17 protein-coding genes are annotated in these 16,441 nt (G+C 43.2%); 13 read left to right on the forward strand and 4 right to left on the reverse strand.

Annotation, left to right across the window (positions count from 1 at the left end):
- Positions 1-296 precede the first annotated feature (296 nt).
- The 3 genes from LDN30_RS08685 to LDN30_RS08695 are packed head-to-tail and all read right to left on the reverse strand — an operon-like array spanning position 297 to position 1,411.
- Entirely contained in the window at positions 297-536 is a 240-nt protein-coding gene (locus LDN30_RS08685; RefSeq protein WP_223929263.1) for a hypothetical protein, read from the reverse strand.
- A complete protein-coding gene (locus tag LDN30_RS08690; protein WP_223929264.1) occupies positions 529-1,233 on the reverse strand; it encodes a hypothetical protein in 705 nt (234 codons plus the stop codon). The genes LDN30_RS08685 and LDN30_RS08690 overlap by 8 nt, the downstream gene beginning before the upstream one ends.
- The gene (locus LDN30_RS08695; protein WP_223929265.1) at positions 1,208-1,411 is read right to left on the reverse strand and encodes a hypothetical protein; all 204 of its coding nucleotides are present in this window, start codon (positions 1,409-1,411) and stop codon (positions 1,208-1,210) included. Before LDN30_RS08695 ends, LDN30_RS08690 begins: the two co-directional genes overlap by 26 nt.
- A gap of 521 nt (positions 1,412-1,932) precedes the next feature.
- Between LDN30_RS08695 and LDN30_RS08700 the strand changes: the two genes are divergently transcribed.
- The 12 genes from LDN30_RS08700 to LDN30_RS08755 all read left to right on the forward strand — a co-directional run bounded on the left by LDN30_RS08700 (position 1,933) and on the right by LDN30_RS08755 (position 13,029).
- Positions 1,933-2,436, forward strand: coding sequence for a hypothetical protein (locus LDN30_RS08700; protein ID WP_223929266.1), 504 nt, complete (start codon positions 1,933-1,935; stop codon positions 2,434-2,436).
- Between the two features lie 9 nt (positions 2,437-2,445).
- Positions 2,446-2,658: a helix-turn-helix domain-containing protein gene (locus LDN30_RS08705; protein WP_223929267.1), complete on the forward strand. Its 213-nt coding sequence runs from the start codon at positions 2,446-2,448 to the stop codon at positions 2,656-2,658.
- A 2-nt stretch (positions 2,659-2,660) separates the two neighbouring features.
- Positions 2,661-3,416, forward strand: a complete 756-nt coding sequence (locus LDN30_RS08710; RefSeq protein ID WP_223929268.1) for a TonB-dependent receptor — start codon at positions 2,661-2,663, stop codon at positions 3,414-3,416.
- 156 nt (positions 3,417-3,572) lie between these two features.
- Complete coding sequence (locus tag LDN30_RS08715) at positions 3,573-3,857, forward strand: hypothetical protein (RefSeq protein WP_223925384.1); 285 nt, start codon at positions 3,573-3,575, stop codon at positions 3,855-3,857.
- Between the two features lie 29 nt (positions 3,858-3,886).
- The gene (locus LDN30_RS08720; RefSeq protein ID WP_223927116.1) at positions 3,887-5,089 is read left to right on the forward strand and encodes a hypothetical protein; all 1,203 of its coding nucleotides are present in this window, start codon (positions 3,887-3,889) and stop codon (positions 5,087-5,089) included.
- Between the two features lie 4 nt (positions 5,090-5,093).
- Positions 5,094-6,524: an outer membrane beta-barrel protein gene (locus LDN30_RS08725; RefSeq protein ID WP_223929269.1), complete on the forward strand. Its 1,431-nt coding sequence runs from the start codon at positions 5,094-5,096 to the stop codon at positions 6,522-6,524.
- Positions 6,514-6,912 (forward strand): ISAon1 family transposase N-terminal region protein, encoded by a 399-nt coding sequence (locus tag LDN30_RS08730; protein ID WP_223925533.1) that lies wholly within the window; start codon positions 6,514-6,516, stop codon positions 6,910-6,912. Before LDN30_RS08725 ends, LDN30_RS08730 begins: the two co-directional genes overlap by 11 nt.
- 127 nt (positions 6,913-7,039) lie before the next feature.
- Positions 7,040-7,990 carry a transposase gene (locus LDN30_RS08735; RefSeq protein ID WP_223925535.1) on the forward strand — a complete coding sequence of 317 codons (951 nt, stop codon included), beginning with the start codon at positions 7,040-7,042 and terminating at the stop codon, positions 7,988-7,990.
- Positions 7,991-8,126: 136 nt separating this feature from the next.
- Positions 8,127-9,968 carry a B12-binding domain-containing radical SAM protein gene (locus LDN30_RS08740; protein ID WP_223929270.1) on the forward strand — a complete coding sequence of 614 codons (1,842 nt, stop codon included), beginning with the start codon at positions 8,127-8,129 and terminating at the stop codon, positions 9,966-9,968.
- Positions 9,969-10,863: 895 nt separating this feature from the next.
- Positions 10,864-11,148: a hypothetical protein gene (locus LDN30_RS08745; RefSeq protein ID WP_223925384.1), complete on the forward strand. Its 285-nt coding sequence runs from the start codon at positions 10,864-10,866 to the stop codon at positions 11,146-11,148.
- A 29-nt stretch (positions 11,149-11,177) separates the two neighbouring features.
- Positions 11,178-12,380: a hypothetical protein gene (locus LDN30_RS08750; protein WP_223925382.1), complete on the forward strand. Its 1,203-nt coding sequence runs from the start codon at positions 11,178-11,180 to the stop codon at positions 12,378-12,380.
- Between the two features lie 4 nt (positions 12,381-12,384).
- The gene (locus tag LDN30_RS08755; RefSeq protein ID WP_223929271.1) at positions 12,385-13,029 is read left to right on the forward strand and encodes a hypothetical protein; all 645 of its coding nucleotides are present in this window, start codon (positions 12,385-12,387) and stop codon (positions 13,027-13,029) included.
- 723 nt (positions 13,030-13,752) lie between these two features.
- Here the strand turns inward: LDN30_RS08755 and LDN30_RS08760 are convergent.
- Entirely contained in the window at positions 13,753-15,585 is a 1,833-nt protein-coding gene (locus LDN30_RS08760) for a DNA polymerase III subunit gamma/tau (RefSeq protein ID WP_223929272.1), read from the reverse strand.
- Positions 15,586-15,745: 160 nt separating this feature from the next.
- On the opposite strand from LDN30_RS08760, the gene LDN30_RS08765 reads away from it, so the two are divergent.
- Positions 15,746-16,438 (forward strand): lipocalin-like domain-containing protein, encoded by a 693-nt coding sequence (locus tag LDN30_RS08765; protein ID WP_223929273.1) that lies wholly within the window; start codon positions 15,746-15,748, stop codon positions 16,436-16,438.
- Positions 16,439-16,441: the final 3 nt, after the last annotated feature.

Genomic DNA, 16,441 nt, shown 5'->3' on the forward strand with positions numbered 1-16,441 from the left:
CATGGCCAGCTGTGAACAAAGCAGTGACACAAAAGATCGTACATTGGGGAAGAATCCAGCGGGATTCGTTTTTTTTCCATATATTGATTCCTTCGTTTACCAGACAGCATAAAAGATAGCGGAAGAATTTGAACTATTTTGCAAATAGTTCCACAACCTATGTGGTTAGTGCTTTTTATGTTCTCTTTTGGCATTCAGCATATTATTTTATCATAAGCCGCTTGCTTTAAATCATCACTCGGCTTGCCTTCCCAGTCAAGGTAATTCTTGCCATTATCATCTGGAATATCCACGGTTTAGGTAACGCGCGTCGGCTCAGCAAGTTCCTTCAGGCTCCCATAGTATGCTCTTGCTTCAGTTTCCGTCTTACCATTCTTTGCCATGGTCTCCTTCGTCTTCGGGTCATTCAAGAAAGACTCCAACGTCGGGAACCTCTTTATTAATCGTTCGGCATTAGAATGCTCAGTCTGCTTAATGTGGTTGTTGTCATAAGCAATATTGGCATGTCTTACACCTAAATCCTTTTGGTCAGCCACATACGTCCCTGCTCTGAAAGTCTGATTGTCTGTAGTAATACTCCACGATATGAGCATCGCCGTCGTTGGTAATACCTGCATTAGGCTTATTAGTCACCACAATGCTGATGGCATCCTCCTGACCGTTCACATCAAGATTTGAAGCAGTGGCGTTGTGGTCGCTGATACGGATGGTTACAATCTTGCCATTCTTGGTCTCGAAAGTAGCATAGCGGCTGCTCTTGTCCTTGAACTTCTCTCGTGGTATGCCAAGTGCGTCAACCACATCACCAATGAAAGTTTTGGGCTGTGTTGTAGAATTTTCGCATTTGTTGACAAGATTGTCAAGACCATTTAGTATCTTTGCACCGTCAGCGCTTGAGACGATTGTGCCTTTGAAATGGGATTTATCCCAAAGTAGTGCAGTTTCAAGTGCTCTTTTTTTGTTTTTGCTCAGTTGGACATCATTCGCCATATCCAGCACGCGTTGTCCTTCCTCCGTATCTTCAATCACCTCAATGCCTGTCTCTCTGACGGCATCATTCAGTGCGTCCCTTAGCGCAATCTCACGCTTAGTCAGCCTGCCTGCACGTGAAGGAGCACGATGGAAACCCCAGATGTCTTCCGATTCTTTCTCCTTCTCCTCCCTCACTCTCTTTGCCAGCTCTGCATTGGACCGGTGTGCCTTCACATCATTGAGCAGCCGGTCTCTCTTCACACTTCACACCCTTGGCAATCTTAGCCAACTGCTCATCGGCGTCGGCCTGCGCACGCTCCTTCTTTTCAAGCGTCCACAGCTCTTCCACTTCACGGCTTTTCAGCTCCTCTGCTTTCATAGTCGAATGCTCAGAGATGTCTTTCCGGGACGTAACCTCATCAAGCACGCTGTCTGCCATATCAACCTTGTTCTTACTGTTGTCAGGAACAAACCTTATCTTGGCAGACCATTTTTTATATTCAGATATGCCCGTAAAAAGAAAGAACTCCAGGCTTGTTATAAGTTTCAATCACGAGGAAACGGCAATCTGTTTTATTGGCTCAGTAACGAATTGTGTAATCCTCTTCGTCATGCCATAAAATCACCACCTTTGCATCATGGAAGTGACATAGATTCTATCCGGATTCTTACAATGCCGTTTGATGATCTCGGTCACAACTCCCGGATTATCAATAGTGGCACCTTTATCGGAATTGACTATTTGTACTGCTTGCTTTTAAATGAAGAGGACCAGGTAAATGTGTATTTGCAATCATAGCAATAAGACCATCGCTCATACTGTGGCCGTATGAATTGGGGCACACAGAAAGTCTTATTGTTAATTCGTGTTAAGTTTATCGTTATTCGATAAATAATATTCGTTTATTAAGATAATTATAATTAGTTTTGCTGCGAATTAATTATTAATAGCTTGCTGAAATGATGAAATTTGATAGAAATAAAATGATGACTAAAGCATGCTATGTAGTGCTTTTAGTACTGACAGGATGGCTTTTTCTCTTAGTTCTCCAGTTCTTAAGGTGGACAGGAGTCATTGATATAAATATCGGAGCAGACTCACAGATTCATCAGGTGTCCTGGTCCGAAGAAGGAAGAGTGCTTGCGATTCAATATATAGAAATGTCCGGTTATCTTTTATCATCACTTTTGATGATTGCTATAGTTTCCAGGCTTATAGTTTTTTGTTTAAGAGGAATAAAATTCAGGAAGTTATTTACGCGTAAGAGCGCAAAACTTTTATGGAATATAACATTTGTCAGTTTCTTTTTTGAGTTATTCTCCTCCAATCTCTCTATTCTCTTTGGGGACAGGGAAATACATTTCGGGAGCAATCTGATAGTTTCTCCTTTAATTTTTCTTGTGATTACATTGCTGTACGATGTTGCGGTAAGTGTATCTGAAGAAAATGAACTAACAATATAAGTACGCCACATGATTATTGTTAATTTGGACGTGATGATGGCAAAACGGAAAATGTCATTGAATGAGCTTTCTAAGCTCGTAGGTATTACTACGGCCAATCTTTCGATATTGAAGACTGGAAAAGCTAAGGCAATACGTTTTTCTACTCTTGACGCAATATGCCGTGCTCTTAATTGTGAGCCTGGCGACATTCTGGAATATAGCAATAATAATGAGAAATAATTATGACCAATCGTACATTATACATTGTTTGTTTCTTCTTGCTCTTATGTCATAAGAAGTGTTTGGCTCAAAGCAAGAACGATTCTATTACGTTTGACAGTATTGCTCACAATTTGCCAGAGATACTTGTCAAGGGTGAGCGTCCGATTGCAGTTGTTCATGGTAGTGCTATAACGTACGATTTAAATCGCATGATTGAGAAGAAAGGTGTAACCAACATTTACGATGCCATTAAGGAATTGCCCGGTGTAACAGAGGCCGGAGAAAACTTCATGCTTGCTAATCGTAACGTCACTATCTCGCTGAATGGAAAAGTTCTGTCTCTTACATCTGAGCAAATGACCCAGTTTTTGAAGAGTTTGCCGGCAAGCCGAATAGATAAAGCCGATGTAATGTATTCTGCACCAGCCAAGGCACATGTACGTGAAGCCTTGATAAATATTCGACTGAGGAAAGAAACCTCTAATGGCGCTCCTCTTGAAGGTGAGGGAGTTGTTGCTTATAATCAACAACATAATGCCAAGTTTGGTGAGCGTGCATCTATACTTTATAATAAAGGCAAATTTTCCCTTGATGCCATGTTTCTTCACAGTCATGGCAAGGAGTATCAAGTTACTGAGCAAGAAACTCATCATAAGCTCGACGATGGCAATGTTTACGATATAAACAATGAAGAAAAACGCTCTGTAAAGATGTTTGGTCACGACTACCATGTCGGTGCAGAATATGATTTTGCAGATAGGCTGTCAAAAATTTAGTCAGTTTTTATACTCATAATTGCTTTTGATTTACAAGGATTTATTCTTAACTTATATAAACATATTTCATAGTATATATTAACTTTAATAATTTGCATAAGTCATTGAATATTAGTACCTTTACATAGAAAATATAACAATGTAAAGTAAAATATTATGACAAAAGAAAGTGCAAAAATAAAGAGACTGGAAGCATTACTCGCTAAGAAGAACGAGAAGGAAAAGGCAGCATCGGCTAAGATTAAAAAATTAGAAGCTTCAATTATGGCTAAAGACAAGAGTAGTAAAAAATGGAAAGACAAGTACAAGGAGTTGAAGAAGGAGAGCAAGGCCAAGGATACAGAGCTCAAAAAAAAACGTCGTTTGAGTCTGAACACGACGGAGGAATTGTTCGACTTGCTTTCACGCCAGTTAAAGGACACTCATTCTGGGCGGAAGTGATAGCTTTGGCCGTGTGCATGTACATCCGCATGGGATGCGGATTTCGTTCAATCGTCAACGGATTGGAGTTATTCAATGACTTTCTCGGCGGTGCCCTCGGTGTAATACCATCACACCAGACAATTGAGAATTGGCTGCTCAAGGCTGGTATCGTAGAGTATCTTGACTCATGTAATAAGTTCAGAGGGAAGGAATACTCTATCATTATAGACGAGAGTATCACCGTCGGAAGTCAGAAGTTGCTGGTTATTCTCGCAGCTCCAGCACAGCACGAGGGCAAGACATTGAAGCATGGGGATGTCGAGGTGCTGGCAATGGCTGTATCGTCATCATGGAAAGCCGGAGACGTAGAAAGGGAGATAATAAAACTGAAGGACAAAATCGGAAAGACTCCAAAATATATTGTCAGCGACAACGGGCATAATCTCAGGAAGGGAGCAGAGTTAGCTGATGTCCCGCGCCATCGAGACATCAGTCACACGATTGGTCTTATTCTTGAGGACGAATACAAGGAAAGAACTGATTTCAAGGAATTTATGGATATAATGAACAAGAAGAGATTGTCATATCAGCTTACCGCTAACGCATATCTGCTCCCGCCAAAGTTACGGACCATATCGAGGTTCATGAATATGTCAAAGTGGGTGGAATGGGCTTGGGCCATACTCCAAGTCTATGACGATCTTGGCGAAAGCCAGAAGGCTGCCTATACGTTTGTGCTTGACTATAAGGAGCTAGTTACAGAGCTCTACCATGTAATGGAAACAGTTGACGTTGTATTCACGAAAGTAAAGAAAGAAGGTCTTTCGCATACCTCTGCAAAGTACTGCAAGGATTACATCTGGATCAATCTGTTGCGGAAGGACGAAATAGCAGAAGGATGCAAAAGAGTCGGTCGTGCCATAAGGCGTTACATAAATGAAGAGTGCGCCCTTCTTAAATCAAAGGACGAATGCCACAACATCACGTCGGATATCATAGAATCAACTTTCGGCGTTTATAAAAGCATACAGCCGAAAAACAAACACTGTGGGATAACGCCCATAGTTCTGGCCTTGCCTCTGTACGGAAAAGTTACGGACAGCAAAAAGAGAAGAAAGATTGACTTCAAGGAGAAAATGGAATGCGTGAGAATGGCTGATATAAAGGATTGGAAAGAAATGACTCTGCTTGACAATTGGCAAGTAAGGAGAATGTTGGACCTCAAAAGTAAGAAACGAAAAACGGCTTAAATTTTTGACAGCCTATTTTGCAGACAATCACAATATATCTTTCTCTTATCAAGGCAGCTATAACCACAGAGACATCAATCAATTGTATACTGGCAGCGTTTTTGGCTGTACTTTCACCAACCACCGGACATGGCTTCAAAATGCCCGTCTTGATTATCAGGCACCTTTTGGTCTTAAAGTTGGAATAGAAACTACATACTACCATGACCCTGAAAATCAGAATCTCAGCAGTACGAATCCGAATGGAAGTCTCAACTTTATAGTTGATAATGATCAGCGAGTGAACACTTGGCATTACTATTTGTCACAAGAACATCAGTTGAAAAGCAACTGGAGTTTAAACTATGGAATATGGTACAGACAATCAGTCAACCACAGTCTACAATATTACGAAGGGCAAGACAGCGCCATTTATCTACGTCAGACCGAGAATGTGGTTAATGTATATGCGGGATTTAGTAAGAATTGGAACAACAGATTCATACTTGATGCTTCACTGGCTACCGAATACTATAATTCCCCACAATGGCATAAGTGGAATCTATACCCAACATTCAACCTAACTTACGTACCAAATTCCACAAACGTATGGGTGCTTAGTCTAACTTCAGACCGAAAGTATCCTGAATATTGGGCTATGAACAACTTTACAGTATATAGCAATGGCGGATACGATGAAATAACAGGTAATCCTTACCTAAAACCAGCCAAGGAATATTCTGCAAATCTAGTATGGGTTCTGAATAACAAATATCAATTCTTGGCTTTCTTTAATCATGTGGACGACTATTTCGCACAGACACCATACATTCGCCCCGACAGACTCGTAAAGACTTACAAGGTCCTGAATTTGAATTATCAACAGCAGGCAGGTATTCAGGCTGTTTTGCCTCACAAATTTGGATCTTTGCTCGACGCCCGCCTTTCTCTCACAGGTGTATGGATGCACGAAAAGTGTGATGATTACTATATCATACCATTCAACCGTTCAATAATCATGGGAATGGTCCAGATGAGCAATATTGTTACTATTAGCTCTAAGCATGGCCTGACCATGACGATTGATGGCATGATACGCAGCAAGGACCATCAGGCAATCTACGACCTACCGGGTTCAGGCACTCTTGATTTGGGATTGAGCTGGCAGTTCTGGAAGAAGCAGACAATTCTCCATGTGTTCTGCAATGATATCTTTGAAACTTCCACCGTCAATCCACGTATTGATTATAAGAGTCAATGGCTTCGAATGAACTTCAATTGCTACCGTCAGTTCGGTATATCCCTGACTGTAAAACTCGGTGGGTATAAGGCAAAAAAGGAAAAAGGGCGCAGTTTAATTCTTCCGTGTTTGGAGCATGGCTCCGCCAGCCAGAATATGGTGCATAGACGGTACATTTTCTCTATTAGTTTTGTACCTTTGCATCATGAAGCATAAAGAAGTTCCAAATAAGTATGAGTTTTTTGCCAGTTTTTTCCTTCCCAATGGTATGTTGGACTGGTTTGATATAGTGAGAATAGAAGAAGAAACCAATGACGGTACTAAGAAGTTTGACGGATTCTTCAGCACCATACTTCACATATATCTAGATGAGCGTGACAACCGTGAGGGAGAGACACTTGGCCTTGTTCCAAACGGCTTTACCGAGCCTACAACAATCAAGGATTATCCGATTCGCGACCGCAAGGTGATACTCCATGTCCGCCGCAGGCGTTACAAGGATGCTGACGGTAGGAGTATAATCCTTAACCATTATCCGTTGAAGTCGGACGGCACGGAACTCTCTGTAGAGTTCGGTGTTTTTTTAAAAGACGATCCTCGATAACAATCCCGTTACGTTCAGTTCCGTAGGGAAGTACTACCACCTAAAGCCAAGTACGCTTGGGAGGTACTACAAGGAAAGCCTGAGCGGTTTTAATGACTGGGAGCAGAAAGACCATGCCGTTGACTGGATGCTGCTGGCGGGGAATCTGAGCGAGTATTGCAGTATTGACGAGACTCAGATTTGCGGCGAGGTCTATGTGTTCCTGACCAGCAAGGCTGGCCACGGCATGAAGAAGACGCTTATAGCCTCGGTAAAGGGTACGAAGGCTGAGACGGTCAGCGCAATCCTGCTAAAAATCCCCAAGGAGGAGCGTGAGAAGGTCAGGGAGGTTACGATGGACTTCAGCGATTCAATGTACAGTATCGTAAAGACCTGCTTCCCCAATGCCACAATAGTCATTGACTGTTTCCATATCGTACAACGCCTTTGTGAGGCACTCGACGAGATGCGGCTCAGGTTCAAGCGCCTTGCCGTAACCAAGACCAAGAAGGAGGCCGCAGAGCACAACCAGCGTGAGGACGAGAAGGCAAGGAAGCGTAAGTACAACAGGGAGTGGTATGCCAGCCACAAGGCAAGCAAGAACGTCAAGGGCAAGAAGCGCGGAAGGAAGCGCATCCGCAAACGGAAGTTCAAACCGCAGACATTCTCCAACGGCGACACGAGGGTCGAGCTGTTGACAAGGGCAAGAACCATACTATACAAGTCTGGAGAGAAATGGGGCAAGAATCAGAAGACAAGGGCAAAGATATTGTTCGACAACTATGAGAAGCTCAGGGAGGGCTACTCTCTAATATGTAAGATAAGAAGCATCTTCCAGAAGAATATCACAAAGGGGCAGGCTAAGGGGGAACTGCACAGTTGGTATAAGGAAGTTGCCGATTGTACCATCCGTGAAATCAAATCTGCCAGAGACTGCATCAAGGCAAAGGAGGAAGAAGTCCTCAACTATTTTATAAACCGGCATACAAACGCTTCGGCTGAATCATTCAACTCCAAGATTAAAGGCTTTAAGGCTCAACTGCACGGAGTGGCTGACATCCCGTTCTTCATGTACCGTCTATGCACCATATTCGGCTAACGGAGCCATGCTCCAAACACGGAAGAATTAAACTGCGCCGGAAAAAGCCATTGACACGTCTAGATTCCGGAAATAAAGATCACAGTGTAATACAAGTTTTTAACGCAAATTACAGATTCTTTTACAAGTAATATTTATGAAAAAAGGGAAAATAACATTATTTTGGTTGCCACCTGCTAAGTCATATTTACCATCTCCAGCTATGACAGTGCTGAAACAATTTTTACAAGATGCCGGCTTCAATACCCAAATTCTATATCTGAATATTCTGTTGGAAAGAGTTATGTCAAGATATTTCTTTTACGAAAAGAAGCCTTTAGATGACGAGATAGCAATGTTAGGACCGTTCTTCTCCTATATTGCTATAGAACACAATGATGTCAATACATTAATAAAGCAAGAACTTTATTTGAGAGCCTTAAAGCCTCAATACGCCAATAAAAATTATGACTTTAAGAAACACATTTATCAGTGCGTTGAGGAACTGAAATCTGTGATTATTCGCGCATGCAAAGAGTTTAAGGTTGAAGAAAGCCTTCTCGTAGGGATGTCCATGAACTTGTTTCAATGGATTCCTGCTTATGTTGTAGGGTCCATTATTAAAAAGTTTCATCCAGACATATTCATTGTAGCTGGAGGCATCGGCAATCCTGAACAAGCAAAAGCATATATCAGTAATTTTAAATATATAGACCTTGCTTCATGGGGAGAAGGAGAAAAAATAATGTCTGACATCGCTAGCAGACTTTCTAATGAAAAAGACTTGAGTTCTCTGTCTCAGTGTTACCTTCGTAAGGAAAACAAAATAATCCGGAGCTCTACAATAAAGAAGGATTACATAGACTTAGACAGATTGCCTTATTATGACTTTTCTGATTTTTTTAAAAGCTATAATGGTAAGCTCCAGGATGTTATGATACCAGTAGAAGGATCTAGGGGATGTCACTGGAATCGGTGTCATTTTTGTTTCTTAAATCAAGGATATAGATATCGTCGTAAAAGCCCAAAAGTTATTAAAGAAGAGATATTGCTAAATATAAGAAAGTATTCAGTATACGATTATACTTTCTTAGATAATGATGTTATCGGAAGAGATAGAGATAAGTTTAATGAACTTTTAGACAATCTCATTGATGTCAAGAACATGTATCCTAAATTCCGAGTAATGCTTGCAGAGATTATAACACGTGGTATAGATTTTGATATGATTAAGAAAATGCATGTTGCAGGCTTTATTCATGTCCAAATAGGGTATGAGTCTCCAAGTGACACTTTGCTGTATAAAATTGACAAGAAGAATTCTTTTGCCAGTAATCTATTTTTTATCAAGTGGGCTCATGAATTTAATATACACGTTGGGGGAATGAATGTCTTGCGAGGACTTCTTGAGGAGAATCTAGAAGACATTAAAGAGGGAGTAGAAAACCTCTATTTTATGCGATTCTATCAATTAGGCACTAAATATAGACATGAGATTTCTTCACTTGCAATCAATAATGCTTCTAAATACTACAATAAAGTAAGTAAATCAGAATTGGAAATGTCATATTCTGATGCTGTAAAGGAGATGTTGCCAGATGACTTCCTCCCATTCGAAGACAGCTTGAGCATTTATCAGTTTGTAAGGAAATTTCAACTTCCGGCTTGGGGTTATTTCGTTAGTATTGAAAGCCATTATGCGGAGAATAATTATTCGTATGAATTAATCGAGCTTCCTAATGAAGTTATCAGATACAAAGAATATTACAATTCCGCACCAATAAGAGTGATTGATTTTAACGAATGTGATTTGGCTTGGAAGATCCTCAAATTGACAAACAAAAATATCTTAACCAAAGAAGAACTCTATAAAAAGTTAGAGTGTGACATAAATTCGGTAAATAACAAAATTAAAGAATTAAGAGATGTCGGACTTTTGTATGTTGGAAAGCAATCAGAAGAATGCGTCTCAATTATTAACACTCAAAATATTTTATAAAATGAACATTATTAGCGATTCGTCGTTAGATTGTCTTGATGAGATGACTAACACAGGACCTACTGAGTCCTACGGTGGTGCCACGGTTTTTTCTCAACCATCAATCAGAGATATTGGAGATGTTGGGATAAAGACTGGTATAAGATTCTGATGATTAGTATTTACAGAATCAGTATGAAAGATCAGTGGAATCGTTCCATTGACTTTCATACATTTTGATGGAGTTTGAAAAGATCCACAGGCTCTTATTGTAGAAATTGGAATTAACTGCACGCACCATTGTTGTTTAACATCTGTGCGCCCAGCAGCAGAAAGAAAATTCTCATTAGTAAATGAAAAGTTATTATATTATGCTATGCGATATAGAATAATTATTGTCATGCTAATTACAGCTCTAATGAGCCCTGCAAACCTGTTGTCACAATCAATAATACATGACAACAGGGTTGCACAATTCAAAATGGCTAATGGTTCCAAGAAACCAGTGAGCCCTAAATCAAGCCGAAGAAGGAAGAAAAGGTCAACTCCAAAGAAGGTCACAAAGGAGACAAAGCAAGAGAAGGATGACAATGCAATACGAATCATCCCTAACGATAGCAATAACTTGCAGAGAAGTGAAGAATCGGTTGTCAACAACTTTCCACCGGCGACAGCGTCTCTGAAACAAGATGTCAGCACAGCAACTGATTCTTCTATGCGTTACAGGATTGTCTTTCAAAATAGGCTGTCAAAAATTTAGTCAGTTTTTATACTCATAATTGCTTTTGATTTACAAGGATTTATTCTTAACTTATATAAACATATTTCATAGTATATATTAACTTTAATAATTTGCATAAGTCATTGAATATTAGTACCTTTACATAGAAAATATAACAATGTAAAGTAAAATATTATGACAAAAGAAAGTGCAAAAATAAAGAGACTGGAAGCATTACTCGCTAAGAAGAACGAGAAGGAAAAGGCAGCATCGGCTAAGATTAAAAAATTAGAAGCTTCAATTATGGCTAAAGACAAGAGTAGTAAAAAATGGAAAGACAAGTACAAGGAGTTGAAGAAGGAGAGCAAGGCCAAGGATACAGAGCTCAAAAAAAAACGTCGTTTGAGTCTGAACACGACGGAGGAATTGTTCGACTTGCTTTCACGCCAGTTAAAGGACACTCATTCTGGGCGGAAGTGATAGCTTTGGCCGTGTGCATGTACATCCGCATGGGATGCGGATTTCGTTCAATCGTCAACGGATTGGAGTTATTCAATGACTTTCTCGGCGGTGCCCTCGGTGTAATACCATCACACCAGACAATTGAGAATTGGCTGCTCAAGGCTGGTATCGTAGAGTATCTTGACTCATGTAATAAGTTCAGAGGGACGGAATACTCTATCATTATAGACGAGAGTATCACCGTCGGAAGTCAGAAGTTGCTGGTTATTCTCGCAGCTCCAGCACAGCACGAGGGCAAGACATTGAAGCATGGGGATGTCGAGGTGCTGGCAATGGCTGTATCGTCATCATGGAAAGCCGGAGACGTAGAAAGGGAGATAATAAAACTGAAGGACAAAATCGGAAAGACTCCAAAATATATTGTCAGCGACAACGGGCATAATCTCAGGAAGGGAGCAGAGTTAGCTGATGTCCCGCGCCATCGAGACATCAGTCACACGATTGGTCTTATTCTTGAGGACGAATACAAGGAAAGAACTGATTTCAAGGAATTTATGGATATAATGAACAAGAAGAGATTGTCATATCAGCTTACCGCTAACGCATATCTGCTCCCGCCAAAGTTACGGACCATATCGAGGTTCATGAATATGTCAAAGTGGGTGGAATGGGCTTGGGCCATACTCCAAGTCTATGACGATCTTGGCGAAAGCCAGAAGGCTGCCTATACGTTTGTGCTTGACTATAAGGAGCTAGTTACAGAGCTCTACCATGTAATGGAAACAGTTGACGTTGTATTCACGAAAGTAAAGAAAGAAGGTCTTTCGCATACCTCTGCAAAGTACTGCAAGGATTACATCTGGATCAATCTGTTGCGGAAGGACGAAATAGCAGAAGGATGCAAAAGAGTCGGTCGTGCCATAAGGCGTTACATAAATGAAGAGTGCGCCCTTCTTAAATCAAAGGACGAATGCCACAACATCACGTCGGATATCATAGAATCAACTTTCGGCGTTTATAAAAGCATACAGCCGAAAAACAAACACTGTGGGATAACGCCCATAGTTCTGGCCTTGCCTCTGTACGGAAAAGTTACGGACAGCAAAAAGAGAAGAAAGATTGACTTCAAGGAGAAAATGGAATGCGTGAGAATGGCTGATATAAAGGATTGGAAAGAAATGACTCTGCTTGACAATTGGCAAGTAAGGAGAATGTTGGACCTCAAAAGTAAGAAACGAAAAACGGCTTAAATTTTTGACAGCCTACTTTCAAAATATTAATAACAGGGCATCAACTATTCAGAATGCAAACGCAATAGCAGGAAAACAACTTGACATGTCGAATGCCGTAGGAAGCAGAACAGATGGCTCTTTCACCATTGGCAACTTCGGGCTTTCTGGTGTTCGAGAGAAGGAAGAATATCCTCTTTTGCTTACTACACAGCGGCTTAACATGGAAACTACCTATAAGGACAATCATCTTACTCTGACGGCAGGCATAAATGTAAATAGGTATTTTGCTATAGGCATCACTACTCAATATGGAGTACATGGCGCAATCACATATAGTCTTTCTAAAAATATCAGTATGACTGCATTTGGAGAATATTACAATGTTAATCCATGGTACTACATGGCAGCCTTTCCTTATATTAGCACAAGTCGTTATGGTGGCTATATTACTTATAGAAGCAAAAAGTTTGGCACGCACATTGGCGCGGAAAAGTATTACGATCCTTTTGTCAGGCAATGGATATTCCGTCCAATAGTTACACCATTCGTCAAAGTTTCAGATAAATTTATCTTTGAACTTCCCATTGGTGGTCTGTTGAAAGAAGGTTCAGAGCATCTCTTCCATCAGAAGCGAAGGAAGGGTCCGACTATCACACCAGATTTATAAGTCAAAAGGCTCCCCCTGTCGTCGTCACTTTATTGAGAAGGTTCTATTAATGTTCTTCAAAGTTGACGCATGCCAGCACATTGCCGGCGAGGAAACAAACTACCAAGACAGAGCGAAATATCTTTACACCATTCCGATACATGCCGTTTCGGCTTGTCAAACGGTCCCTATCATCACCCGAAACGGTCCGTTTCGCAAGTTCAAACGGTCCGTTTGGGAACGCAAAATTGCACAAAATATAATTCACTGATAGTCAGACGGAAGCGAGAACGCAAACGAAATGCATGCTGAGAGAAATACTTTTACATTCCGACGTCCATCTCTTTTGCCGGCAGAATTTTCATGAATAGGCTTTCATCAAGAGTGTTTGTTGCACAACAATTGAAATGCTGCAAGCCGTTATCTGCCAGTCGGCGAACAGAGTCATCCTGTCTGTTATCTCACCAATAGCCGGAGGCATTATGAAAGGCGGTGGCAAAGTCAACCATTCATCATGAGTCAAGCGAAGGCGCCCATCGTCCTCTCATGACAGTCGGGGGCGCAGAACCTAATGACCGATGCTGGTAGAACAGAACCCGGGGCTCTGTGGAAAGAGATTCCCGACCGCCGGCAACCAGGAGAAAAAGAAGTCTGGCATTGCTCGTCGACGTTCAGTACGCGCCGAAGGACAATGCCAGACATCTTTTTGTTTACCGCCACCGACAGCGACCTGCCGTAAGAGGCTTACGCCAATTCCAATCCCAATTTTTCAACGAGGCTCTTGATGGCCGGATTCTCACTTTTCATGCGTTCAAAATTCTCAAGCGGGGTGAGCACCGGCTTTATCTCCTCCTGCCGCGCCAGACGGATGGAGAACTGTATATTGCCGTTATGCAGATATTTGGCCATCGTGGCGCGTAGCCGTCCCTGTATCGGTTTTATCTCGTCAAGAAAGATCTTATTGTCGAAAACAATCTCGATATTAGGATAATCCGTAATCGTCGGACGGATATTCTTCAGCCTTTGAGCCTGTCCCGGGGCCGTCTTCTCCATTCTCACGCACATTGCGCGCCACTCCCTTTCGAGGTCGGTCTGCGAGAATTTTGTCTCTTCGTCTTTGTTCGTTATCTCATATTCCTGAACGGCCACGTTCTTCTTCTCCTTCTCTTTCAGCAGATTATTGAACGACATGCCGAGGGATCCGAGGCTTATCTTAGGAGTTTTCACCGCTTTGCCGGCTGTTGCCGACGGCTGGTCAGCCGTAGTGGCAGCTGCGGGGGCAGCAGTTGTAGCGGTCGGTTCATTCGTTTCAGCACCGGCAACGGCCTCCGCCCCACCCTGCCTCTGTGAGGCGCGTGGCGACAGCGACTTACCAGCCCCGGCCACCTGCGCTGCCGGTTTCGGCTGATTGTTGGATGCTAAGAGCTTAAACAGGGATTTCAGTCGCTTAGGGCCACGCCCCGCGGCCGGGTTGTCGTCGTCGGGCTGCGTTATCTGCGCCACCTCGATGAGCGTAAGCTCCACGAGCAGCCGCTTGTTGCTCGACTGACGGTACTCCACATCGCAGCGGTTCAAGATCTGTAGAGCCCTGTAGAGGAATTTCGTCGGACACTTCTGAGCCTGCTGCTGGTAGCGCTGGCGTTGGCGCTCGCTGACCTCGAGGAGCGGAAGCGTCTGCGCGTCCTTAGCCATGAGCACGTTGCGCACGTGGCTGGCCAGCCCGTTAATGAGGTTTCCACCGTCGAAGCCCTTGTTAATCACGTTGTTAAGCAGGACCATAATGTCGGCAGCCTTATTCTCAAGAGCCTTGTCGATGATGTTAAAGTAGTTGTCGGAGTCGAGCACATTGAGGTCCTCGATAACCTTTTCGTAGGTAATATTTCCCTGCGAGAAGCTCACCGCCTGGTCGAAAATCGACAGTGCGTCGCGCATTCCGCCGTCGGCTTTTTCGGCAATAACCTCCAGAGCCGCGTCCTCATACGTCACCCCCTCCTTATCGGCCACCATCTTCAGATGGGCCACGGTGTTGGCTACGGTCATCCGTTCGAAGTCGTAAATCTGGCAACGCGATAGGATTGTCGGCAGCACCTTGTTCTTTTCCGTAGTGGCGAGGATGAAAATCACGTGTGCTGGCGGTTCCTCGAGCGTCTTGAGGAAGGCGTTGAACGCTGCCGTCGAGAGCATGTGCACCTCGTCGATGATGAAAACCTTGTAGCGGCCTATCTGCGGCGGAATTCGTGTCTGCTCCATGAGCGATCGGATATTCTCCACCGAGTTGTTCGATGCAGCGTCGAGCTCGAAGATATTCAGCGACCGGCCCTCGTTGAAGGCCTTGCAGCTCTCACACTCGTTGCAGGCCTCACCGTCGGCCGTAGGGTTCTCACAGTTTATCGCCTTAGCGAAGATTCTGGCACAGGTGGTCTTACCCACGCCGCGCGGACCACAGAAGAGATAGGCGTGAGCAAGCTTGCGGCTCTTGACGGCGTTCTTCAGTGTTGTCGTGAGAGCACTCTGCCCCACCACCGAGTCGAACGTCATCGGACGATACTTGCGCGCCGATACTATATAGTCATCCATAAAATGAAGATTTCGTTAGTGTTAGTGCAAAGGTAATTCTTTTTTTCGAAATAGGGAAACACCTACGTTAAAATAGGGAAATTATTCTTGCCGAAGCAATAATTATAACTATCTTTGCCATCGAAAAGAAAAAGAAACATAATATAAAAGGAATACGATTATGAAAAAGATTACACGCATCCTGACAGTATTGGCAGTGGCTGCACTGCCTTTCGCCTTCACAAGCTGTGATGACGACGATTATTGGTATGGCGACAGCTATCCTTGGTGGTACAACTATCACGAGGACGGTGGCCGATGGGGCTACGACAACGACTACAACGACGACAACAACCAGGGCAACACTCTCGTCGACGAGGCCCAGGTGCTCAACGGCGAATGGAACGGCACTATGGTCTACACCAACGGCAGTAACGGCACTACCGACCAGTTCTACGCCACTATGACCTTCGTCCAGAACAACTCCAACGCCATCAAGGGCACCGGCACGGAGTATGACTACTACCGTAACGCCGACGGCAGCGTTGGCAACAGCCAGACCCTGCACTTCAGCTGGTACATCAATAACAACGGCGACATCTACGTGAAGTACGACAGCGGCTCCACATTCGTCATGGACATGAATGCCAGCCAGCACGGATTCTATCTCGACGAGGCCACAGGAATCTTCCGCGGCTATATGATCGGGACCAACAACAGCGACCTCATCCAGTTCGACTTCACACGTCAGACGAGCGGTGCCAAAGGCTCTAAGGGCCTGAAAGCCGTCAGCCCGAAGACAACAACCTTCGGTGCCGACGTCGTCGACCGCATCAGCCTCACCGGCAAGATGTCGCTCCCGGGCCGCAGATAAGGC

It is taken from the genome of Prevotella lacticifex (assembly GCF_019973375.1).
GTDB lineage: Bacteria > Bacteroidota > Bacteroidia > Bacteroidales > Bacteroidaceae > Prevotella > Prevotella lacticifex.